General features: G+C 71.6%; 17 protein-coding genes and 1 tRNA gene. 11 read left to right on the top strand and 7 right to left on the bottom strand.

The annotated features are described in order from the left end of the window. Window positions 1-75: 75 nt before the first annotated feature. Window positions 76-1,017, bottom strand: coding sequence for a pseudouridine synthase (locus tag CQ044_RS10055; protein ID WP_219844954.1), 942 nt, complete (start codon window positions 1,015-1,017; stop codon window positions 76-78). A gap of 135 nt (window positions 1,018-1,152) precedes the next feature. Here CQ044_RS10055 and CQ044_RS10050 point away from each other — a divergent pair, with 135 nt between their 5' ends. Both CQ044_RS10050 and CQ044_RS10045 read left to right on the top strand, forming a co-directional pair. Beyond that, window positions 1,153-2,106: an aldo/keto reductase gene (locus CQ044_RS10050; RefSeq protein WP_105688338.1), complete on the top strand. Its 954-nt coding sequence runs from the start codon at window positions 1,153-1,155 to the stop codon at window positions 2,104-2,106. A gap of 20 nt (window positions 2,107-2,126) precedes the next feature. Next, window positions 2,127-3,074 carry an NADP-dependent oxidoreductase gene (locus tag CQ044_RS10045; RefSeq protein ID WP_146116779.1) on the top strand — a complete coding sequence of 316 codons (948 nt, stop codon included), beginning with the start codon at window positions 2,127-2,129 and terminating at the stop codon, window positions 3,072-3,074. A gap of 43 nt (window positions 3,075-3,117) precedes the next feature. Here the strand turns inward: CQ044_RS10045 and CQ044_RS10040 are convergent, their stop codons facing one another. Then, a complete protein-coding gene (locus tag CQ044_RS10040; RefSeq protein ID WP_181158270.1) occupies window positions 3,118-3,627 on the bottom strand; it encodes a MarR family winged helix-turn-helix transcriptional regulator in 510 nt (169 codons plus the stop codon). Window positions 3,628-3,680: 53 nt separating this feature from the next. Then, a complete protein-coding gene (locus tag CQ044_RS10035; protein WP_105688336.1) occupies window positions 3,681-4,148 on the bottom strand; it encodes a GNAT family N-acetyltransferase in 468 nt (155 codons plus the stop codon). A 113-nt stretch (window positions 4,149-4,261) separates the two neighbouring features. On the opposite strand from CQ044_RS10035, the gene CQ044_RS10030 reads away from it, so the two are divergent. From CQ044_RS10030 to CQ044_RS10005, 6 genes are all read left to right on the top strand, one after another. Then, window positions 4,262-4,333: transfer RNA gene (locus CQ044_RS10030), tRNA-Gln, on the top strand. A gap of 1 nt (window position 4,334) precedes the next feature. Beyond that, a complete protein-coding gene (gene glmU / locus CQ044_RS10025; protein ID WP_105688335.1) occupies window positions 4,335-5,765 on the top strand; it encodes a bifunctional UDP-N-acetylglucosamine diphosphorylase/glucosamine-1-phosphate N-acetyltransferase GlmU in 1,431 nt (476 codons plus the stop codon). A gap of 9 nt (window positions 5,766-5,774) precedes the next feature. Beyond that, complete coding sequence (locus CQ044_RS10020) at window positions 5,775-6,812, top strand: ribose-phosphate diphosphokinase (RefSeq protein ID WP_105688334.1); 1,038 nt, start codon at window positions 5,775-5,777, stop codon at window positions 6,810-6,812. Between the two features lie 88 nt (window positions 6,813-6,900). Beyond that, entirely contained in the window at window positions 6,901-7,383 is a 483-nt protein-coding gene (locus CQ044_RS10015) for an FMN-binding protein (RefSeq protein ID WP_105688333.1), read from the top strand. Window positions 7,384-7,402: 19 nt separating this feature from the next. Then, entirely contained in the window at window positions 7,403-8,266 is an 864-nt protein-coding gene (locus CQ044_RS10010; protein WP_105688332.1) for an FAD:protein FMN transferase, read from the top strand. Beyond that, window positions 8,263-9,789, top strand: coding sequence for an FAD-dependent oxidoreductase (locus CQ044_RS10005; RefSeq protein WP_105688331.1), 1,527 nt, complete (start codon window positions 8,263-8,265; stop codon window positions 9,787-9,789). The genes CQ044_RS10010 and CQ044_RS10005 overlap by 4 nt, the downstream gene beginning before the upstream one ends. A 31-nt stretch (window positions 9,790-9,820) precedes the next feature. Here CQ044_RS10005 and CQ044_RS10000 read toward each other — a convergent pair whose 3' ends face one another. Together CQ044_RS10000 and CQ044_RS09995 are read right to left on the bottom strand one after the other, a co-directional pair. Further along, window positions 9,821-11,518: a cell wall metabolism sensor histidine kinase WalK gene (locus CQ044_RS10000; RefSeq protein WP_258133244.1), complete on the bottom strand. Its 1,698-nt coding sequence runs from the start codon at window positions 11,516-11,518 to the stop codon at window positions 9,821-9,823. A 34-nt stretch (window positions 11,519-11,552) separates the two neighbouring features. Next, the gene (locus CQ044_RS09995) at window positions 11,553-12,287 is read right to left on the bottom strand and encodes a response regulator transcription factor (RefSeq protein WP_045270808.1); all 735 of its coding nucleotides are present in this window, start codon (window positions 12,285-12,287) and stop codon (window positions 11,553-11,555) included. A gap of 142 nt (window positions 12,288-12,429) precedes the next feature. Here CQ044_RS09995 and CQ044_RS09990 point away from each other — a divergent pair, with 142 nt between their 5' ends. Continuing rightward, window positions 12,430-13,968 carry an ABC transporter permease gene (locus CQ044_RS09990; RefSeq protein ID WP_105688330.1) on the top strand — a complete coding sequence of 513 codons (1,539 nt, stop codon included), beginning with the start codon at window positions 12,430-12,432 and terminating at the stop codon, window positions 13,966-13,968. A gap of 30 nt (window positions 13,969-13,998) precedes the next feature. Continuing rightward, window positions 13,999-14,694, top strand: a complete 696-nt coding sequence (locus CQ044_RS09985; RefSeq protein WP_181158269.1) for an ABC transporter ATP-binding protein — start codon at window positions 13,999-14,001, stop codon at window positions 14,692-14,694. A 101-nt stretch (window positions 14,695-14,795) separates the two neighbouring features. Here CQ044_RS09985 and CQ044_RS09980 read toward each other — a convergent pair whose 3' ends face one another. Further along, the gene (locus CQ044_RS09980) at window positions 14,796-15,800 is read right to left on the bottom strand and encodes an acetylxylan esterase (protein ID WP_181158268.1); all 1,005 of its coding nucleotides are present in this window, start codon (window positions 15,798-15,800) and stop codon (window positions 14,796-14,798) included. Window positions 15,801-15,913: 113 nt separating this feature from the next. Here CQ044_RS09980 and CQ044_RS09975 point away from each other — a divergent pair, with 113 nt between their 5' ends. Further along, on the top strand, window positions 15,914-19,924 hold the full coding sequence (locus CQ044_RS09975) for a hypothetical protein (RefSeq protein WP_146116778.1): 4,011 nt from the start codon (window positions 15,914-15,916) through the stop codon (window positions 19,922-19,924). A 57-nt stretch (window positions 19,925-19,981) separates the two neighbouring features. On the opposite strand, the gene CQ044_RS09970 is transcribed toward CQ044_RS09975, so the two are convergent. Then, entirely contained in the window at window positions 19,982-21,142 is a 1,161-nt protein-coding gene (locus CQ044_RS09970; protein WP_082076479.1) for a mandelate racemase/muconate lactonizing enzyme family protein, read from the bottom strand. Window positions 21,143-21,205: the final 63 nt, after the last annotated feature.

Raw genomic sequence — 21,205 nt, 5'->3', positions numbered from 1 at the left:
CCGAACGGCAGGATCGCGCCCCAAAACGGAGGTGGAGGGACGGGGAGGTCGGAGCCGGGGCTGCCGCCGGGGCCGTCACTCCCGGGCCGGTGCGTCCTGTAGCGAACGGCGGGTGCGGAACTCGCGGGGGGTGCCGGTCAGCGGATCCGTGAAGCGCAGTTCGCGGGCGAGCAACTGCAGCGGATGGGCGAAGTCGTCCGGCGCCTCGGGCAGGAGGTCGGGGTAGAACGCGTCGTTGAGGATCCCGGCACCGAGCTCGGCGAGGTGCACGCGCAACTGGTGCATGCGTCCGCTGTGCGGGCGGAGCAGGGTGTGCAGCACCCGCTCGTCGAATCCGAGGAGCTCGACGAGCGTCTCCGCGTTCGGCTCGCGCGCCGGATCCACCTGCACGCAGACCTGCCCGCGCAGCTTCTCGATGTGGTTGCGATGCACGAGCGGGAACGCGGATCCGCCGAGCGCGGGCCTCCGCAGATCCCAGTCCTCGGGCAGCAGCGAGACGGCCTCGTAGACCTTCTCGACCCGGCGCTTCTCGAACAGCAGCTGGTACGCGCCGCGCGTGACGGGCCGCGTCGAGAACATCAGCAGGCCCGCCGTCGCGCGGTCGAGGCGGTGGATGGGCGTGAGCTCGGGGATGTCGAGCGCATTGCGCAGCCGCACCAGCGCCGAGTTCTGCAGGTACTTGCCACCGGGGGTCGTCGGGAGGAAATGCGGCTTGTCGACCACGATGAGATCGGCGTCCTGGTGCAGGATCTCGACATCGAACGGGATCTGCCTCTCGACCGGCGGCTCCCGGTAGTACCACACGAAGTCGTGCACGCCGAGCGGGGTCTCGCGTGCGAGGGGCGTGCCGTCGAACGCCACGATCTCGCCGCGGTCGAAGCGGTCCAGCAGGAGCTTCGGATCGAGATGGAAGAAGCGCTCCGCCATGAACGCGCGGACGGTCGGCCAGGGTCCCTCGACGGGCACGCGCAGGCGCGTCGCGCCGACGCCGTCGCGCACGGGAAGGGGAGAGGGCATGCCCATTCGCACCAGCCTAGTTCGGGCGGCGGGACGCCACGATCGACCGGGCCGACCGGGCCGGCCGTCTCGGCGCGTCCGCGTCATCTGCCGTCGCACGGGAACAGCGTCGGGGGTCGCCGGGTTGCCCCCGGTATGACTCGCATCGGATCCAGTGACCTGTCCGTCTTCCCGCTCTCGCTCGGCGGCAACGTGTTCGGCTGGACCGCCGACCGCGAGACATCCTTCGCGGTGCTCGACGCGTTCGTCGCGGGAGGGGGAGACTTCATCGACACGGCGGATGCGTACAGCGCCTGGGTGCCGGGGAACAGCGGCGGCGAGAGCGAGACGATCATCGGCGAGTGGCTCGCCTCGCGGCGCCCCCAGGGCCTCGTCGTCGCGACGAAGGTGAGCCAGCACCCGCAGTTCCGCGGCCTGTCGGCCGCGAACGTGCGACGCGCGGCCGAGGCGTCGCTCGAGCGGCTCGGAGTGGACGCGATCGACCTCTACTACGCGCACTTCGATGACGCGGAGGCGCCGCTCGAGGAGACCGTCGCGGCTTTCGGGCAGCTCGTCGCGAACGGGCTGGTCCGCAACATCGCCGTGTCCAACTACTCCGCCGACCGCATTCGCGAGTGGATCGAGATCGCACGATCCACCGGCGTCGCCCAGCCCGTGGCCGTCCAGCCGCACTACAACCTGGTGCACCGCAACGAGGTGGAGGAGACGATCGTCCCGCTCGCGACCGAGTTCGGACTGGGACTCGTCCCGTACTACGCCCTCGCGAGCGGATTCCTCACCGGCAAGTACCGCTCGACCGATGCGACGGACCAGACGTCGCCGCGCGCCGCGGGTGCGGCGAAGTACGCGACCGAGCACGGGCTGCGGATCATCGATGCCCTCGAAGAGGTCGGCGACGCGCACGGCGCCTCGATCACGGCGACCGCGCTCGCCTGGCTGCGGGCGCAGCCGGCCGTCGTCGCCCCGATCGCCAGCGCGCGCACCGCGGATCAGGTGCCGGACCTGCTCGCCGGCGCACGCCTCGAGCTGTCCGCCGAGGAGATCGCGCGCCTGAGCAGCGTCTCCGAGTGGACTCCGGCACAGGTCTGACGGCGGGCGGGAGGACGAACATGCGCGCAGCGCGCTACACCGGGGCCGGCGCGGCCGCGACGGTCATCTCCTTCGAGGACCTCGACGCCCCCGTGGCGGGACCGGGCGAGGTCCTGATCCGGGTCGCTGCGGTCGGTCTCAACCCCGTGGACGTCAAGATCCGCGCCGCCGGCCACGACTTCGGCCCGATCCGGTATGCGGATCGTCCGGGCTGGGACGTCGCGGGAACCATCGTCGAGGTGGGTGCCGGGGTGAGGGGCTGGGCGCAGGGCGACGATGTGTTCGCCCTCGCCCGATTCCCCGAGGCGGCGCAAACGCTCGCGGAGCTCGTCGCCGTCCCCGCGGACGATCTGGCGGCGGCCCCACGGGCGTGGAGCGCTGCGCAAGCAGGCGCGGCGCCCCTTGCGGCACTGACCGCATGGCAGGCGCTGGACGCCGCGGGCATCCGCGAGGGCGACGCCGCACGCGTGCTCGTCCTCGGCGGCGCGGGTGGCGTAGGGCACCTCGCCGTGCAGCTCGCCGCGGCGCGCGGCGCGCATGTGCTCGCGACCGCCGGCGCGGCGAAGCAGGCGCTCGTCGCGGGCTGGGGCGCGGACGAGGTGATCGACTATCGCGACGGCGCCGCGCTCGCCGCGATCGGCCCCGTGGACGCCGTCATCGTCACGGTCTCGGACACGCTCCCGCCACGGGGCGCCGTCGCGGAGGGGACCGCGGTGGTCACGATCACCGGGTTCTCCGCGGCGCAGGAGGAGGAGCTGCGCGGCTGGGGAGCGGAGCCCGTGCAGCGGATCCTGGTGGCGGCCGACGGCGCGCAGCTCGCCGGCGTCGCCGCCCTGGCGGACGCGGGCCGGATCACGGTGCACCTCGATTCCGAGTACGCGTTCGACGATCTCGCCGCCGCGGAGGAGCGCGTCGAGACGGGTCGCGTCACCGGGAAGGTGGTCGTCCTCGTCGATCCCGCGGGATGACGCGGCCTCCCCGGCACGGGCACCGAAGCACGGGCGCCGAGACTCAGGCGCCGAAGCTCAGGCTGAGCTTGCGCAGCAGCGCGGCGAGGCGTTCGCGGTCGCTGCGGGAGAGCGCGGAGAGCAGGGTCGCCTCGGCGTCGACGAGGCGCGTGATCGCGGCGTCCACGCGCACCCTGCCGTCGTCGGTGAGGGTCACCTGCACGCTGCGACCGTCGCCGGGATCCGCCTCCCGGCGCACCAGCCGGCGTCCCACGAGCCGGTCGATACGGTTCGTCATGGTGCCGCTGGAGACGAGGGTCTGCTGCAGCAGCTGCTTCGGGCTGAGCTGGAACGGGTCGCCCGCGCGGCGCAGAGCCGACAGCACGTCCCACTCCCACGGCTCGAGGTCGCTGCGACGGAACACGTCCCGGCGGGCGCGGTCGAGCAGTCGGGAGAGCCGGTCCACGCGGGAGAGCACCTCGAGGGGCGAGAAGTCGAGGTCCGGCCGCTGCGTGTTCCACGCGGCGACGATCCGGTCGACCTCGTCGCCGGCGTGATCCGCTCCGATGCTCATCCGTTCATTATCGCGGGCGCATCGGAGGGCGCAGGTGCGTGCGACAGGGCGGCTCAGTCCGTGAGCCGCATGGTGAGGAACAGGCTGTGCGGATCCTCGGCGTAGGACCCGAACGGCTCGCACTCGTCGAAGCCGGCCTTGGCGTACAGCCGGTGCGCGGGCCAGAACCAGTCCGCGGCGCCGGTCTCCAGGGAGATCCGCTCGATGCCGCGGGCGCGGGCATCGTCGAGGAGCGCGGCGAGGATCGCGGACGCCACGCCCCTGCCCCGCATCGCCGGCGCGGTCCGCATCGACTTGAGCTCCTCATGACCCGGCTGCAGAGCGGCCAGCGCTCCCGTTCCCGCGAGCGCGCCGTCCGCCGTCGCGGCGAAGAGCCGCACACCGGGCGCGAGCAGGCTCGCCATGTCGAGGGCGTGCCGGCTCTCGGGCGGCGCCGTCGGCTCCATGTCCCGCAGGTGCGCGGCGAGGAACGCCTCGAGCTCGGGGGTCGAGACGGACACGCGGTCGATCAGGATCGTCATGCCGCCACCCTGCCCGGCCGGTGTTGCGGGGAGGTTGCGCGTCTGTTCCGGCCCGATCACACAGGCCGCGCATGGCAGACTTGAGGCGCGACCGCCGCACAGGGCGGGCGCGGTCCGCCGTGGTGTAACGGCAGCACCCCAGCCTTTGGAGCTGTGGGGTCCAGGTTCGAATCCTGGCGGCGGAGCATGACGGAGAACACACTCGCCATCGTCGTCCTCGCCGCAGGCCAGGGCACGCGCATGAAGTCCCGCCTGCCCAAGGTTCTGCACCCGATCGGCGGCCGCACCCTCGTCGGGCACGTGCTGGCGACCGCCGCGCAGCTGGGCGCCGACACGGTCGAGGTCGTGGTGCGCCACGAGCGCGACCAGGTGGTCGCGGCCCTCGCCGCCGAGCATCCGGAGGCGGTCATCGTCGATCAGGACGACGTCCCGGGCACCGGCCGTGCCGTGCAGGTGGCGCTGGACGCGCTGCCTGAGGGATTCGACGGCGACGTGCTGGTGCTCTCCGGCGACGTGCCGCTGCTGGAGGCCGAGACGCTGCAGGCCCTCGTCGACGGGCATCGCGCCGCCGCGGCCGCGGCGACCGTGCTGAGCGCGATCGTCGACGACCCGAACGGGTACGGCCGCATCATCCGCGACGCGTCGGGGGACGTGGCCCGCATCGTGGAGCAGAAGGATGCGGACGAGGCCGAGAAGGCCACGCGCGAGATCAACGCCGGCGTGTACGTGTTCCGTGCGGGTCTGCTCCGTGCCGAGCTCGCGAAGGTCACCACCGACAACGCGCAGGGCGAGATGTATCTCACCGCGGTGATCGGCCTGCTCCGCGCCGCGGACGAGAAGGTCGCCGTCTCGATCGCCGCCGACACGGCCGCGACCTTCGGCATCAACGACCGCGTCCAGCTCGCGGAGGCCGCGCGCACCCTGAACGACCGCATCGTGCGCCGCTGGCAGCGAGAAGGCGTGACGATCCAGGATCCCGCGACCACCTGGATCGACGACGACGTGACCCTCTCGCCCGATGTCACGATCCTGCCGAACACCCACGTCCTGCGGGCGAGCACGGTCGCGAGCGGGGCGATCATCGGCCCCGACACGACGCTCGTCAGCACGGAGGTCGGCGAGGACGCGACGGTCCGCCGCTCCGAGGCGACGCTCGCCGTGATCGGCGCGCGCGCGACGGTCGGCCCGTTCTCGTACCTGCGCGCGGGCACCACGCTCGGCGCTGACGGCAAGATCGGCGCCTACGTCGAGACCAAGAACGCGCAGATCGGCGACGACTCGAAGGTCCCGCACCTGTCCTACGTCGGCGATGCGACTGTGGGGCGCGGGGTCAACCTCGGCGCATCGACGATCACCGCGAACTACGACGATGTGAACAAGCACCGCACCGAGATCGGGGACGAGGTGCACACGGGCTCGCACACGGTGCTCGTCGCGCCCGTTAGGCTGGGTGCCGGCGCGAAGACCGCCGCCGGCGCCGTCGTCCGCAAGGATGTCCCCGCCGGTGCGCTCGCGATGAGCGTCGCCCCCCAGCGAAACGTCGCGGGGTGGGTCGAGAAGAACAGGGCAGGCACGGCCGCAGCAGACGCTGCAGCACGTGCCGATTCGGCGGAATAGGCGGGTCCGATGGGGCGCAAGAAGAACACGACGGTCGAGCTGGACCGCGAGAACGACATCGCACCGGGACTGGTCGCCAAGACCAAGAAGAGGCTCGTCGTCGCCGGCGGCCGGTCGCACCCGGAGTTGACCGCCGCGGTCGCCGCGGCGCTCGGCACCGAGCTGGCCCCTGTCGAGCACCGCACGTTCGCGTCCGGCGAGCTCTACGCCCGCTTCGAGGTCTCGATCCGCGGCTGCGACCTGTTCATCGTGCAGTCCTTCGGGACCGGTGTGAACGAGTGGCTGATGGAGCTGCTCATCATGCTCGACGCGGCCAAGCGGGCCTCGGCCAAGCGGATCACCGTCGTTGCCCCCTACTACCCGTACTCCCGGCAGGACAAGAAGGGCCGTGGTCGCGAGCCGATCAGCGCCCGCCTCGTCGCCGACCTGCTGAAGACCGCCGGCGCCGATCGCGTGATGAGTGTCGACCTGCACGCTGCGCAGATCCAGGGCTTCTTCGACGGCCCCGTCGATCACCTGTTCGCGAAGCCCGTGTTGCTTGAGCATTTCGAGCGGACCCTGAACGCCGAGGACCGCGAGACGCTCACGATCGTCTCGCCGGACATGGGCCGGGTGCGCGTCGCCGACACCTGGTCGGACAGCCTGGATGCGCCGCTCGCGATCATCCACAAGCGCCGCGACCCGAAGGTCGCCAACCAGGTCTCGGTGCACGAGATCGTCGGTGCGGTGGACGGCCGCACCTGCCTGCTGGTCGACGACATGATCGACACCGGCGGCACGATCGTGAAGGCCGCCCAGGCGCTCAAGGCCAACGGTGCCCGCAAGGTGATCGTCGCCGCGACCCACGCGATCTTCTCGGATCCGGCGAGCGAGCGGCTTCAGGATTCCTCGATCGACGAGGTCGTCGTCACCGACACGATCCCGCTCTCGGAGTCGCGGCGCTTCCCGGGCCTGCTGATCCTGCCGATCGCCCCGCTGCTGGCCACCGCGATCAAGCAGGTGTTCGAGGACGGGTCCGTCACGAGCATGTTCGACGGCGCCGCCTGAGACGGAGTCGGCTGGCGCGGATCCTGACTTCACGACACGATGCGTCATCTCAAAGGTGACGCACAGGAGGGTTGCGGAAGCTGGAACCATGAAGCTCTCGCCCTCGGTTCGTCAAGGATCCGCCCTCGTCGGCATCGCTGGAACGCTGCTGCTCGCGGGGTGCGCGGCCGAGTCGTCGTCCGCCGAGACCACGACCGGGACGCCCGCCCCGCAGGCGAGCGCTGACTCCTCGCCGTCCGCGACGAGCGCCGGCGCCTCGACCGGGTCCGGCTCGACCTACAAGGACGGCACCTACTCCGCCGACGGCTCGTACCAGACGCCGGAGACGGTCGAGAAGATCTCGGTCTCGATCACCCTCGCCGACGACACCGTCACGAAGGTCGAGGTCACCGGCGACCCGCAGGCGTCGGAGACGAAGCACTACCAGTCGCAGTTCATCGGCGGGATCTCCGCACTGGTGGTCGGCAAGAAGCTCGACGAGATCTCCGTGAGCCGCGTCTCGGGATCCTCGCTGACCAGCAAGGGCTTCACCCAGGCGCTGGCCACCATCCGCACCGAAGCCGCGGGCTAGGGTGGATCCCCGCCCGCCGATGGACGTGTGGCGGTTCGAGGCGATCGGCACCGTCTGGGAGATCGGCACGTCCGTGCGGCTCCCGGATAGCGAACGCGACGCGGTGCGCGACGTGATCGGCGACTTCGACCACACCTGGTCTCGGTTCCGTGCCGACTCGCTCGTGACGGCCCTCGCCGAGGAGCCGCAGGAGGTGCCGACGCCGCCGGATGCGGTGGCGATGCTCGATCTGTACCGGGAGCTGTCGCTCGCGACCGATGGCGCCGTGCAGCCGCTCCTCGGCGACAGCCTGTCCGCGCGCGGCTACGACGCGGAGTACTCGTTCCGCGATCGGGGCGCCAGACCGGCGCCCGCCGACTGGGCCGAACAGCTCGCCTGGGACGACGGCGCCCTCGCCCTGCATGCACCGGCCCTCATCGATGTGGGCGCGATCGGCAAGGGTCGTCTCGTCGACGTCGTGCACGACCTGCTCGGATTCTTGGGGCATGCCGAACGCCTCGTCGACGCCGGCGGCGACCTGCGCCTGAGCGGGGCGCCGGTCCGGGTGGGTCTCGAGCACCCGTTCGACGCGACGCGCGCGATCGGGGTCGCCACGGTCGCGGACGCGGCGCTCTGCGGCTCGGCGGTGAACCGGCGTGCGTGGCCGGGGGAGCACGGCGGGCTGCACCACGTGCTGGATGCGCGGACGGGGGAGCCCGTGCGCACGATCGCGGCGACCTGGGCCATCGCCGCGGAGGCGATGGTCGCGGATGCCGCCGCCACGGCGCTGTTCTTCGACGGCGGTCCCGCGTTCGCGGCCCTGTCCGGTGTGGAATGGGTGCGGATGACCACGGACGGAACGGTCGAGTGGTCGGCAGGGGACCGGATGGAGGTGTTCGCATGATCGCGACGCTGATCGGCGCGCGCCAGCGCGTGGTCGCGCAGCTCGGACGGCTTTCGATGTACCGGCTCACGCTGTACGCGCTGCTCGCGCTGGCCGCGATCGCGACGATCCTGTCCACCGTCGGCGCGGTCTCCTTGCTGCCGCTCGACATCCTCGCCACGCTGGCTGTGCTGATGCTCGCGACGCTCTGCACCGATGCCGTCGCCCAGGCGCTGCTGCGCGTCCCGCGCCGCATCGAGTCGTCGCTGATCACCGCGCTCATCCTGCTGTTCGTGGTGCAGCCCGGCGCGAATCCCGACCAGATCGGCGGCATCGCGCTCGCGGGCGTGGTCGCGGCGGCCTCCAAGTACGTGCTGGTGTGGCGCGGTCGGCACCTGCTCAATCCCGCCGCCGTCGGCGCGACGGTGCTCACGATCACCGGCCTCGGCTTCTCGGCGTGGTGGGTCGGCACTCCGGCGATGGCGATCCCCGTGATCGTGCTGGGCCTGCTCGTGCTCTGGCGCACCGAGCGGATCCGCGTCGTCCTGCTGTTCGTGCTCGTGTATGCCGTCGTGTCGATCCTGCGCTTCTCGGTGCAGTCGGCCGCGGCCGGGCTGGCCGTGGAACCCGGGGCGATGCTCACGTCGGTGCTGCTGCAGTCGCCGGTGCTGTTCCTCGGCGCCTTCATGCTGTCCGAGCCGCTGAGCATGCCGTCGCGCCGATGGCAGCAGCTGCTCGTCGCGCTGATCGTGGGAGCGCTCGCCGGCTGGCCGATCAGCCTCGGGATCATCACGCTCGGCCAGGAGCGGGCGCTGCTGGTCGGCAACCTCCTCGCCGCGGTGCTCGTCGCCCGCGCGGGGATCAGGCTCTCGCTCGTGCGCCGCAGGGCTGTCACCCCGACCGTGCACGAGCTGACGTTCCGGGCGCGGCGCCCGTTCCGGTTCGCGCCGGGGCAGTACCTGGAACTGCAGGTGCCGCACCGCCGCCCCGATAGTAGGGGCACCCGCCGCGAGTTCAGCATCGTCTCCACGCCGGCGGAGCTGCCGTTCGTGCGCATCGCCTATCGCGAGACCGAGCGCGGGTCGAGCTACAAGCGCGCGCTCGGCGCGGTGCAGCCCGACGACGTGCTCACCGCGACAGGCGTGTGGGGCGATTTCGTGCTGCCCGCCCGCGAGGCGCCCGTGCTGCTCATCGCCGCAGGAATCGGGGTGACGCCGTTCGTCGCGCAGCTCGGTGCGCGTGACGCGGCGGATGCGGTGCTCGTGCTCGTGGCCTCCTCGGCGGAGGAGTGCGCGTACCTGCGCGAGCTCGGCGGGTCCGGTGCACGGATCGTGGTCGTCGCCCCCGACCGGCCCGCGGACCTGCCCTCGGGCGCGGAATGGGCGGGCGGCGCACGGCTGGACGCGGCGCTGCTGCACGCGCTGGTGCCGGATCTGGATCGGCGGCACGCCTGGATCTCGGGTCCGCCGCGGCTCATCGCGGAGCTCGCCCCCGCGCTGCGCGGCGCGCGACGAGTGACGACCGACGCCTTCGCAGGCTACTGAGGCCCGCCTCCGGCGCCGACCAGGGGCGGCTTCAGCGCCCGCCGAGAGTGCGGCCGAGCTGGTGGCTGCCCGCGCCGCCGCGGTTCTCGGCGCCGCGCGGCGCGTCCTCGTCCCTGTGCCGCGGCGCCGGACGATCGGCGTGATGCTGCTGTGGCGCGTCCTTGTCGGCGGGACGCGGGGGAGCGGTGTCGGCGGGGCGCGTCTGCGTCGCACCGGCCGTCGCCTGCGGCACCTTCGGCAGGCGGACCGTGAACAGCGTCGCGCCGGGCTCGCTCTGCACCGAGATCGTGCCGCCGTGGCCGTCGACGATCGCCTTGGTGATCGACAGGCCGAGGCCCGAACCCCCGGTCGCCCTGTTGCGGGAGCGGTCGCCCCGGGCGAAGCGGCTGAAGAGCTCGTCGCGCACCGCGGGGTCGATGCCCGGTCCGTCGTCGCGGACCCGGAGCACGACCTCTGATCCCTCTTCGGCCACCTCGATCGCGATGCGCGTGCCGGCCGGGGTGTGCGTGCGGGCGTTGGCGAGCAGGTTCGTGACCACCTGCTGCAGCCGTCCCGTATCGCCGATGAGCTCGACCGGCTCCTCCGGCACGTCGATCGCCCACACGTGATCCGGCGCCGTGGGACGGGCGTCCTCGACGCCCTCGATCGCCAGCCGGGACAGGTCGACGGTGGAGAGGGTGAGCTCCCTGCCCTCCTCGAGACGCGCGAGCAGCAGCAGGTCCTCGACCAGGCTCGTCATCCGCAGGGACTGCGCCTGGATGCGCTCGAGGGCCGTGTGCGCGGAGGCCGTGGCGGGATCCTCCGGCGCATCGGATCGTGTCAGCGCGCGCAGCGACAGCTCGGAGTATCCGCGGATCGAGGACAGGGGCGTCCGCAGCTCGTGGCTCGCATCGGCGACGAACTGCCGCATCCGCTCCTCGTTGCGCTGACGCACCGCGAGCGAGGCGTCGACGTGATCGAGCAGGGTGTTCAGCGCGGATCCGACGAGTCCGGTCTCGGTGCGCGGATCCGCCTCCGCGGCGGGTACGCGCTCGGTGATCGACACGTCGCCGCGGTCGAGCGGCTGGTTGGCGACCCTGTTCGCGGTCGCGGCGACCTCGCGGAGCGGGCGCAGGGCGACCCGGATCGTGATCGCGGTGGACAGCGCGAGCAGGATCAGTCCGCCGATCGTGGTGAGCGCGATCATGGAGAACAGGGTCGTGATCTGCGCCTCCGTGGACGCGCGGGGGAGTCCGGTGATCACCTCGAACTGCGCCGGCCCCGAGGCAGGGACCGGCTGGTGCACGAACTGGTAGTCGCCGAGCTGGGAGAGATCCTCGGTGTAGCGGCCTTCGGAGAGGGCGGTGACCGCCTGATGGATCTGCAGCGGCGTGAGGTCCTGCGCGACACGGTCGGCGGTGACCACGGTGCCCGTCGCGGAGCCGGCCGGGGTCACGACGATGACCAGCGTGCCGTTCTGCACGCCGGTGGGGCCGACCACCAGGTCCGAGGCGTCGGGGACGACGTGCCCCAGCACGAGCTTCTGCATGGCCTGGGTGCCGACGTTCTTCGTGGTCGCGGCGAGCTCGTCCTGCAGTCGCCCGTTGAGCACGTTGCCGAGCACGACGCTCGTCGCGATCGCGATCACGACGAGGATGAGCGAGACGAACCCGGTCACCGCCGCCATCAGCCGTGTCTGCAGGGACAGCGGGCCCCTGGGGCGGGTGCGGAACGGATTCATCGAGGGCATGCCTTCTTCGTGCTCGGTGCAGCAGTCGTGCTGCCTACTGCTGGGGCGCCTTGATCATGTAGCCGACTCCGCGCACGGTGTGGATCAGCGCCACCTCGCGCCCGGCGTCGAGCTTCTTGCGCAGGTAGGAGATGTACAGCTCGACGACGCTCGAACGCCCGCCGAAGTCGTAGCTCCACACCCGGTCCAGGATCTGCGCCTTGGACAGCACGCGGCGCTCGTTGCGCATGAGGAAGCGCAGCAGCTCGAACTCCGTCGCGGTCAGCTCGATCTCGTCGCCGGCGCGGACCACCTCGTGGCTGTCCTCGTTGAGCGTGAGATCGCCGACCTGCAGGATCGAGTCGCTGGCGTCGGTGGTCGCGCCGCCGGAGCGGCGGATCACGGCGCGCAGTCGCGCGACGACCTCCTCCAGGCTGAACGGCTTCGTGACGTAGTCGTCGCCGCCGGCGGTGAGGCCCGCGATCCGGTCGCTCACCGCGTCTTTGGCGGTGAGGAACACGACGGGCACCATGTTGCCCTGCTCGCGCAGGCGCTTGAGGACGCCGAGCCCGTCCAGGTCGGGCATCATGACGTCGAGGACCAGGGCATCGGGGCCGAAGTCGCGGGCGACCTGCAGCGCTTCGAGCCCTGATCCGGCGGTGCGCACCTCCCATCCCTCCATCCGCAGGGCCATGGCGAGGAGGTCGGTGAGCATCGGCTCATCGTCGACCGCGAGGATCCGCAGGGGAGAGCCATCGGGGCGACGCAGCTCAGTGGCGTGATCGTTCATGGGATCTATTCTCCTCAGTTTCCTATGAACGGTCTATGAGCTTTGGAGATCCGACGTGCTTAGCGCGCGCATAGCAGCGCCATCATCGCGCCCCAGAACCGGCTCCTAGCGTCACCAGCACGAGCGTGATCGAAGGAGAAGCATGTACGGGACGTATCTGCGCCGGGAACTGGCCGGGCGGAAGAAGCAGACGGTGATCGTCGCCGTGGGCCTCGCGATAGCGATCGCCCTGGTGATCGTCGTCAACGCGCTGGCGGCGGGCGTGCGCGATGCGCAGACGGAGGCGCTCGCGCGGGTCTACGGCGTGGGCACCGATCTCACGGTCACCGGCGCACCGGCCCAGCGCGGGAGCGACACCGGGCAGCGCTTCGACTTCGGGGCCGGCGGCGGCGCCGCCGCGAGCGACGGCAGCACGACCCTGAACACCTCTGTGCTGCGGGCCTCCCCGGCGCGGGGCACGATCGACGCGGCCGGGGTGAAGACGATCTCGAGCACCGGGAGCGTCGCCGCGGCCACGGGTGCGCTGAGCCTGACCAACCTCACGTTCGACGGGCAGATCGCCCAGCAGGGCGCGCAGGGCGGCACGGGCACCGGCCAGACGGGCACAGGGCAGGGCGCCACGGGTGAGGGCCAGGGCACGGGCACGGGTGAGCGGCCGCGGTTCGGCGGCGGCAGGTTCGGCCTCAACTCCTTCTCGGTTCTGGGCGTCGATCCTTCGGCGGGGACGACCGTGGGGCCGCTGTCGTCGGTGAAGGTCTCCTCCGGGCGCGCGCTCGCCGCCGACGATGCGGGACAGCTGGTCGCCCTGGCGGACAGCACCTACGCGACCTCGAAGAGCCTGAGCGTCGGCAGCACCATCGACGTGGGCGGATCCACGGTGAAGATCGTCGGGATTGTGACCTCGTCGTCCGACTCCGCCGACACCGCGGCGAACGTGTACCTGCCGCTGGACACCGCGCAGAAGATCGCCGGCACGGGCGATGTCGTGTCGACGGTCTACGTGAAGGCGGCGTCGGCGGCCGACATCTCCTCCGTGCAGGCCGCGCTCGCCAAGGCCCTCCCGACGGCGACCGTGAGTTCGCAGGCGGATCTGGCCTCCACGGTCTCCGGATCCCTCGCGAGCGCCGCCGGCATGATCGAGGGCCTCGGCACGTGGCTGTCGATCATCGTGCTCGCGGTCGCCGTGCTCCTCGCGGTGCTGTTCACGCTCTCCGGAGTCGCCCGGCGCACCAGGGAGTTCGGCACGCTCAAGGCGATCGGCTGGTCGAACGGGCGGATCGTCCGCCAGGTGGCCGGGGAGTCGCTCGTCCAGGGCCTCATCGGCGGAGCGGCGGGGCTCGCGCTCGGTCTCGTCGGGATCCTCGTCGTGAACCTCGTCCAGCCCACGATCTCCGGCGCGTCCGCCGCCGGCTTCGGGCGCGGCGGAGGCGCCGCGGGCACGGGAACCGGACAGGCCGGTGCGGGAGCCGCGGGCGGAGCGTTCCAGGGCGGGGGAGGCGGCGGAGCCTTGCGTGGCCTCGGCGAGGCCGCGCAGGCGGTCGTGCTGCACGCGCCCCTCAGCGTGGGGATCCTCGTCGCGGCCGTGGGCCTCGCGATCCTCGGCGGTCTCGTCGCCGGCGCGATCGGCGGATGGCGGGCGGCCAGGCTGAGCCCCGCCGAAGCGCTGCGGTCCGCCGCCTGACACCCACTCACCCGAACAGGAGACGACATCATGAGCATCATCGAGACCGAGCCGCAGGCGCTGTACCGGCTGACCGACGTCACCCGCACCTACCGGACGAAGGGACGCACGGTCACGGCGCTGGCCGGCGCGACCGCCGAGATCAGGGCGGGCGAGTTCGTCACTATCCAGGGCCCGACGGGCGGGGGGAAGTCCACGCTGCTGCAGCTGCTCGGCGCTCTGGACCGCCCCTCGGGAGGATCGCTCGCGCTCGGGGGCACCGAGCTGTCCACCGCGTCGAACCGCGAACTCGGCCGGTTGCGCGCCGAGGAGATCGGATTCGTGTTCCAGGGCTTCAACCTCATCCCCACGCTCACGGCGAGGGAGAACGTGGCGATGGCGCTCGTACCGCTCAAGATCCCGGCCGAGGAGCGCCGCGCTCGGGTGGACGAGTCGCTCGCGCACGTGGGCCTCGCCGACCGCGGCGATCATCTGCCTGGCGAGCTGAGCGGCGGCCAGCAGCAGCGGGTCGCGATCGCCAGGGCGATCGTGAAGAAGCCCCGCGTGCTGCTCGCCGACGAGCCCACCGGCAACCTCGACGAGGAGATGCGCGACGAGATCCTGGTGCTGCTCGAGTCGCTCTGCGCGGAGGGGCTGACCCTCATCGTGGTCACGCACGACTCGGCGGTGGCGAAGCGCGCGCACCGTCGGCTGCGGCTCAAGAACGGCCGCCTGGCCGAGGTATGACCCTCCATCTCCGCGTCGTCCCTGTCAGCGGACCCCCTGGGGTGCGCTGACAGGGACGACTCGCAAGTGGAGGGGGCTCAGGCCAGCGCCTCGGAGGGGGCTCAGACTGGGGCGGGGCTCGCCGGGCTGGTGCTCGTCTCGCTCTGCAGCCGGTCGTCGGGCAGCGCCAGGAAGTCGATCGACGCCTGCAGGGCCAGCGCGTCGGCGAGCCGTCCCTCTGGGCCGTCGATGTGCCCGTTGGCCCGCACCGTCAGCCGCCGCGGCTCCGCGAGCGCGTGGTAGACCGCGAACTGTCCGCGCGGATCGACCGCGGGATCGAGCACGGCGGCCCCGACGTGCACCGGCATGCGGAGGCGGCGGGCCGCGGTCGCCGCGTCGTGGTAGTCGAGCGTGGATCGAGCCTCGGGATGCGTGCGGAGATGCATCCGGACGGCCTCTCCGCTCCCGGTGCAGCGTCGGGTGAGCCGGATCGCGTGCGCGCCGAAGCTGGGGACGTCCAGTGCCGCGCGGCGGAAGCGCGCGTCCCATGGAAGCGCCATGGCGCCGATGCCGCCGCCGAAGCTGCTGCCGCTGAAGTCGAGGGCGCCCGCGGCGTGAGGGGCCAGATCCAGCAGCACGGTCGCCGCGCGCCAGACGTCCGCCGCGGCGAAGCGGAGCGAATAGGTGTCCCGGTGCGCGATACCCGCCAGCACGTGCTCGGCCGGAAGTGCGGGGAAGCGACTGGGGGCATCGGGGTGGGTTCCCGGCGCGCAGGGGAAGATCGCGGCCGTGTCCGCGGGCACGCGCTCGACGTCGGGACCCGTGCGGCCCCCGTAGCCGTGCCCGACCACGAGACCGCGCCGAATGGCGGACGCCGCGTGCGGCACCATGACGAACGCGGTGGCCGGCTCGTCCGCGGAGGAGTGGAAGCGGATCTCGGTCACGCGATGCGTCGGCGTCGCGTCCCCCTCCCGCACGGTCCGCCACGCGACGGCACCGGTGCCGAACTCCGCGAAGGTCGACTGCCAGAACCGGTCGAAGTCCTCCGGTTCCGGCTGCTCCGGCGTCGGCACGAGCAGTGCTCCGAGTGAATACTCGGTCAGTTCTTCGGGTGTTCCGCCGGGCACCGGCTGACTCCTCACCTTTTGCGTTCCTCCTCGATTGTGCCGTGCAGCCGGCGTTCGCGTCCTTGCGGGAGGATCCATTGACATCATCGCATACGGATTGCAATATATGCATCATGATTGCAAGGAAGAACGCGAGAGATGACGAGGGCTCCCTGCAGTGGAGTCGGCGATCCGTGCTGCGCATGCTGGTGATCGCGGGTGTGCTCCCGCCGGTCCTCGGCGCGCAGGCCGGCGGCTCATCGGCCGCGGCCACCGAGCTCCCCACGGCGACCGGCGCCTACGCGGACGCGCTGCGGCGGCTGGACAAGCCGAACCTGGCGGTGACCCAGGTCGCGCAGCTGGTCGGCACGAACCACCGGATGACCTTCTTCCAGGCCACCTGGGACGGAGGGGCGACCATCGTCCGCGATCTCGAGATCGCGCACGACGGCGGATGGCTCCCCGTGACGGACTCCGCGCACCGCTTCGACGAGCAGTGGGTGGTGCTGAAGGGGTCGCTGCCGTCCGGCAGCGCGCCGGAGCTCTACGGCCCGCTGGCGCCGAGCTGGCTGGGATTCACCTCCTTCCAGGTGCTCGGTCCGCAGGCGATCGAGCTGCGCACCAGCACGGACGACATCGAGCTGGTCGTGCGGTGGCGGCTGGAAGGCGACAATCCGGAAGCCCACCACGTGCTGACCGCGAAGAACGCCGGGGACTACATCGTCGGCTATCAGAGCCAGGACGCCCGGTCGCTCGACGATCTCGACGAGGTGCTGTGCGGTTCGTACCAGCACGCGCTCTCGGTCCTCGACGGCTCGGCCCCGCTCGGGGCATGGGAGCTGTTCGCCCCGATGGCGCTCACGCAGTACGCCGTCGCCGGGATCCCCGTCACCTCCGGCGTCTACCTGCCCTCCGAGGTCGCGGAGTTCGTGCACGAGCGGCAGCTCATGTCGGACCGGCAGCCGTACGGCATGAGCCTGCGCAACGACAGCCTCGACCTCGTGCCCTGCATGTACTCGCCGCAACCCGGGCTCCGCACGGCGATGGCGGCGGGGGAGGAGCGCGGCTTCGCGTTCGGCGTGGCCGCACAGGCAGGCGCCCTCTACGACGCCTACACCGCGCTCTGCCGCGGCGAGTACGGGGTCACGGCCTATCGGCGCAACGTCTACGAGCGATCGCTGACCGACGCCGTGCATGCGATGGCGGACCTGATCGCCGTCGAACCCGCCGGGGACGACTCGACGGACTACATCCCGTCCTTCTCCGGCTGGTGGAACCGCGCCAAGGGCTTCGTCGACGTGGAGAACGAGGACGCCGTCCGCACCGCCGCGAGCGGGGTGGTGCTCTCCGCGCACTATCTCACGGGCAAGACCGGCGGCACGCTGTACGACCGGCGCGCCCGCCCGCTGATCGAGTACCAGGTGTCGCGCAAGGGGATCGGGCACTCGCCGGTCATCGGCAGCCCGGTCTACAACGACACGACGCAGTACCGGCTCGGCCGCATCCCCACGGATGCGGTGAACCTGACGGCCCTCTACCAGCTCACCCACGGGCGGAACGCGGGGATCCAGCGGCTCGCGGTGCAGGCCACGAAGTCCGGGGTCGTCGGGCAGAGCCGTGCGCCCTTCGCCGTCCCGCTCGCGACCTACCGGGCCACCGGCGATCCCGCCTATCTGGCGGAGGCGAGTCTGATCGGCCGCCGCTACGTGCAGGAGCAGATCCTCACGCCGTACCGCGGCAACGGCCAGCCGCCGGGCGGCTTCGCCTACAGCTTCTCCAAGTACTGGGTCGACCTGCTCGAGCTGTTCGAGGTGACGGGGGAGGCGGTGTTCCTCGAGGGAGCGCATCGGGAGGTGCAGCGGTTCATCACGCAGACCGCGGTGCGGCCCGTGCCGGACCAGACCGTCACGGTTCCGGTGGGCCACGTGATCACGCAGCAGTACGACTGGGAGTCCCGCTCATCGCTGCCGCCGTATCCGGTCACGGGTGTGGCGACCGAGACTGTTCCGGCATGGTACGTCTCGCCCTCGGGTCTCACCTTCGAGGCGCTCTCGTCGTTCAAGCTCGGGGTGAGCGCCGTGACGGATCCCGGCGGAGGGTACGTCTTCAATCCGTGCTGGGCCGGAGCGCTGCTGCGCCTCGCCCACCACACCGGGGACTCGCTGCTGGCCGACGTCGCGCACAACATGGTGATCGGCAGATTCACGACGTATCCCGGCTACTACGGCCGGCAGTTCCAGGTCGCGCACATGAAGCCGGACTTCGCCACGAGCGGTCCCGTCGGGATCACCGGGTACTACTTCCATCACGCGCCGGCGCAGCTGGGTCTCGCCATGGACTATCTGATCAGCGAGAGCTTCTACCGCAGCTCCGGCAGCATCGAGTTCCCGCACGTCTTCGAGGCGGACTTCGCCTACTTCAAGTTCTTCGCCTACGGCCACGCGCCCGGCTCGTTCTTCGGCGAGACAGGGGTGTGGCCGTATTTCCCGGCGGGCCTGATCGCGCTGGACAACCCGCTGATCAACTGGATCGCCGGTGTGGGCAACGGTGCGGTCTACCTCAGCCTCACGAACTCGGCGTCCGACGCCCAGCAGGTCGTCGTCGACCTCGCCGGCGAGCTGACCGGACTGCCGCGCACCGCCGCGCCGGCGGTCGAGGTCGTTGCGGCGGACGGCACACGCTCCTCCCAGGCAGCGGTCGACGGCCGGGTCACGGTCACCGTGCCGGGGCACGGACTGCTCGCCCTGATCGTCCGGGATGTGGCGGTGCAGCGGCCGGAGCTGCCGTTCGACGACATCGTCGACCACGGTCCGGACAGCTTCCGCGAGGTCGATTCGGATCCGGCGACCGACTACGGACTGGTCCGCGGGATGCTGCTGGTGCGCCCCGGCGGGCAGGGGTACGACGCGTACGTGCAGATCGACACGGAGCAGCAGGCGACGCTCTCCTACCGGATCGGCGGACAGGCCGCGCAGCAGGCGCCCGCCAAGGGGTATCCCTACGAGTGGACGATCCCGGTGGACGACCCGGCGAAGACGTTCGCCTACACGGTCTCGGCCGGCGGGGCGACCACGGCCGAGGTCACGCTGCGCCTGCCGGCCCGGCTCGCCGGCCCCGGCACGGAGGTCTCGGGCGACGTGGTCGCCCAGGCCACGGGCACGGCAGGCGACAGGGTCCCGCTGATCATCGAGGTGCGCAACGGGACGGCGCAGCCGATCGCCGGCAGCGTCGGGCTGACCCTGCCGAGCGGGTGGCAGCTCGACGGCACAGTGCCGGCGATCGCGGCTCCCGCGCACGCGACGGTCCGCGTGGAGGCCGCGGTCGTGATCGCGGCGTCCGCCGCGCTCGGGGAGGTTCAGGTCGCCGGATCCCTGTCGGTTCCAGGGGCGACGCCCGTCACGCTGAGGCCCGCGTCGATCGAGGTGATCGATCGGCGCCGGCTCGTCTCGCTCGCATCGGACACCGAGGTCGCCAGCGGTCCAGGGGCGACGGTGAAGCTGACCGCCCTGGTGATCAACACCGGCGTGACGCCGCTCCAGGGCACGCTCGCCCTCTACGGCGCCACCGGCTGGACCATCGATCAGCGGGACGCGGCCGTCGTCGTGCCGCCGCGCTCCGATCTGACGCACACCTGGACCGTGACGGCAGGGGCGGGCGTCGCTCCGGGATCGAGCACGCGATTCGAGGCGAGGCTGGATCAGACCCTGCGCCGCGGGGTCCTGGTGCGGATGGCCGACGAAGGCGTGATCGTGCACACGCAGTCGCCCTGGCCCGGGTACCTCGAGACCGGACGGTGGTATCCGAGCGGTCTCTCCGGCTGGAACGGGACGCGCACGCGGTACAGCGACACCGATTCCGTCGGCAGCACGGTGACCTGGAAGGCGGACCTTCCTCAGCCGGGTCTCTACCGCGTCTCGGTCTGGTACCCGACCAATCCGACGACGACCACGTCGGCGGCCTACGTCGTCGAGCACCAGGGCGGCAGCAGCGAGGTGATCGTGGACCAGACCCAGGGCGCGGCCGCCTGGCGTGCGCTGGGCACCTTCCGCTACGACGCCGGCGCTCCCGGCGTCGTGCGGCTGGAGGTCCGCAGCACGAGCATCCACCGGGTCAGCGCCGCGCAGTTCGTGCGGGTCGGGGATTGACGGAAGAGGGGTGGACCGGAGCGCGGCTCCGGTCCACCCCTCTTCTGGGCGCTGCGGTCAGCGCCGGACGAACTGCGCGACGGCCGCCTCGTCCACCGTGACGCCGAGTCCTGGGCCGGTGGGGACGATGAACCCTCCATCCGGTCGCACCTCGAGCGGGGTGGTCAGGATGAGGTTGGCGACGGGCAGCGTGAACGGCTGGTACTCGAAGGCGAGCAGCGAGGTGGCGCTCGCCGCGACGTGCACCCCCGCGGCCATGGCGAGGCCGAAGGCGGCGGAATGATGAGGAGCGACCTGCGCGTGGAACGCGTCGGCGACCGCGGCGATCGCGAGCCCCTCGGTGATGCCCGTGCGGCCGATGTCGGGCTGCGTCAGGCCGACAGCCCTGCGGGCGAGCCAGTCGGTGAACTCGAAACGACTGCGCATCGCCTCGCCGATCGCGATCGGCGTCGCGAGCGACGCGGCGAGATCGCGGTGGCCCTCGACGTCCTCCGGCGCCAGGGGCGCCTCGAAGAACCAGGCCCTGCGGTCGTCCAGCTCGCGCCCCAGGGCCTTCGCCTCGCCGAGCCGGTAGGTCCAGTGCGCGTCGAGCGCGAGATCGAGATCCGGGTGCACCGCACGGATCGCGTCGTAGGTGGCGAGATCGGTGCGGATGTCGGTGCCGAGATGCAGCTTGATCCGCCGCACGCCGGATTCGACGAACGCCGTTGCCTTGTCGACGCGCTCGGCGTCGTCGTTCCCGCGGATGCCGGAGACGTAGGTCGGCAGGATCTCCGCGAAGCGACCGCCCGCGAGTTCGGAGACGGAGAGGCCCGTCGCGTGCCCCCAGAGGTCCCAGAGCGCGATGTCGACCGCCGCCATGGCGTCCGCCTGGTGCCCGGTGAGATGCCCGCGCTCGCGCATGGACTCGGTCATCCTGTGCCAGAGCGTCCGCACGGATCGCGGGTCCTCGCCGAGGATGAGCGGGGCGAGCAGGTGATCGACCACCGCGGCGACCACCTCGGGGGCGACGGGGGCGAGTGCCTCGCCCCATCCGACGAGCCCCTCGTCGGTCTCGATCTTGACGAGGAGCGTCTCGTAGCCGGGGGAGTACAGGCTCCGCCACGGCGGCCGGATGACGTAGCCGCGATGGGCCACGCCCGTGTCGCCCGCATAGGAGTCATCTGCATCCTCCCTCGACAGGAAGAGGGGGAACGTCTGGACGCGCGTGATCTTCACAAGGGTCTCCGAAGACAGTCGTGGGGGAGGAGGCCGACGGCGTCTGCCGCGGCGATGAGCTTC

Origin of the sequence: Microbacterium sp. MYb64 (genome assembly GCF_002979495.1) — a bacterium.
GTDB classification, from domain to species: Bacteria; Actinomycetota; Actinomycetes; order Actinomycetales; family Microbacteriaceae; genus Microbacterium; species Microbacterium azadirachtae_A.
The sequence above is the reverse complement of the archived record's forward strand: the minus strand, read 5'-3'. Positions and strand labels throughout refer to the sequence as shown.

Coding starts and splice junctions, on each gene's coding strand:
- CQ044_RS10040 (WP_181158270.1), bottom strand. CDS start 3,627: ATGAGCATCGGAGCGGATCACGCCGGCGACGAGGTCGACCGGATCGTC.
- CQ044_RS10050 (WP_105688338.1), top strand. CDS start 1,153: ATGACTCGCATCGGATCCAGTGACCTGTCCGTCTTCCCGCTCTCGCTC.
- CQ044_RS09990 (WP_105688330.1), top strand. CDS start 12,430: ATGTACGGGACGTATCTGCGCCGGGAACTGGCCGGGCGGAAGAAGCAG.
- CQ044_RS10035 (WP_105688336.1), bottom strand. CDS start 4,148: ATGACGATCCTGATCGACCGCGTGTCCGTCTCGACCCCCGAGCTCGAG.
- CQ044_RS10055 (WP_219844954.1), bottom strand. CDS start 1,017: ATGCCCTCTCCCCTTCCCGTGCGCGACGGCGTCGGCGCGACGCGCCTG.
- glmU (WP_105688335.1), top strand. CDS start 4,335: ATGACGGAGAACACACTCGCCATCGTCGTCCTCGCCGCAGGCCAGGGC.
- CQ044_RS10020 (WP_105688334.1), top strand. CDS start 5,775: ATGGGGCGCAAGAAGAACACGACGGTCGAGCTGGACCGCGAGAACGAC.
- CQ044_RS09995 (WP_045270808.1), bottom strand. CDS start 12,287: ATGAACGATCACGCCACTGAGCTGCGTCGCCCCGATGGCTCTCCCCTG.
- CQ044_RS09985 (WP_181158269.1), top strand. CDS start 13,999: ATGAGCATCATCGAGACCGAGCCGCAGGCGCTGTACCGGCTGACCGAC.
- CQ044_RS10015 (WP_105688333.1), top strand. CDS start 6,901: ATGAAGCTCTCGCCCTCGGTTCGTCAAGGATCCGCCCTCGTCGGCATC.
- CQ044_RS10005 (WP_105688331.1), top strand. CDS start 8,263: ATGATCGCGACGCTGATCGGCGCGCGCCAGCGCGTGGTCGCGCAGCTC.
- CQ044_RS10000 (WP_258133244.1), bottom strand. CDS start 11,518: ATGCCCTCGATGAATCCGTTCCGCACCCGCCCCAGGGGCCCGCTGTCC.
- CQ044_RS10045 (WP_146116779.1), top strand. CDS start 2,127: ATGCGCGCAGCGCGCTACACCGGGGCCGGCGCGGCCGCGACGGTCATC.
- CQ044_RS10010 (WP_105688332.1), top strand. CDS start 7,403: ATGGACGTGTGGCGGTTCGAGGCGATCGGCACCGTCTGGGAGATCGGC.
- CQ044_RS09975 (WP_146116778.1), top strand. CDS start 15,914: ATGATTGCAAGGAAGAACGCGAGAGATGACGAGGGCTCCCTGCAGTGG.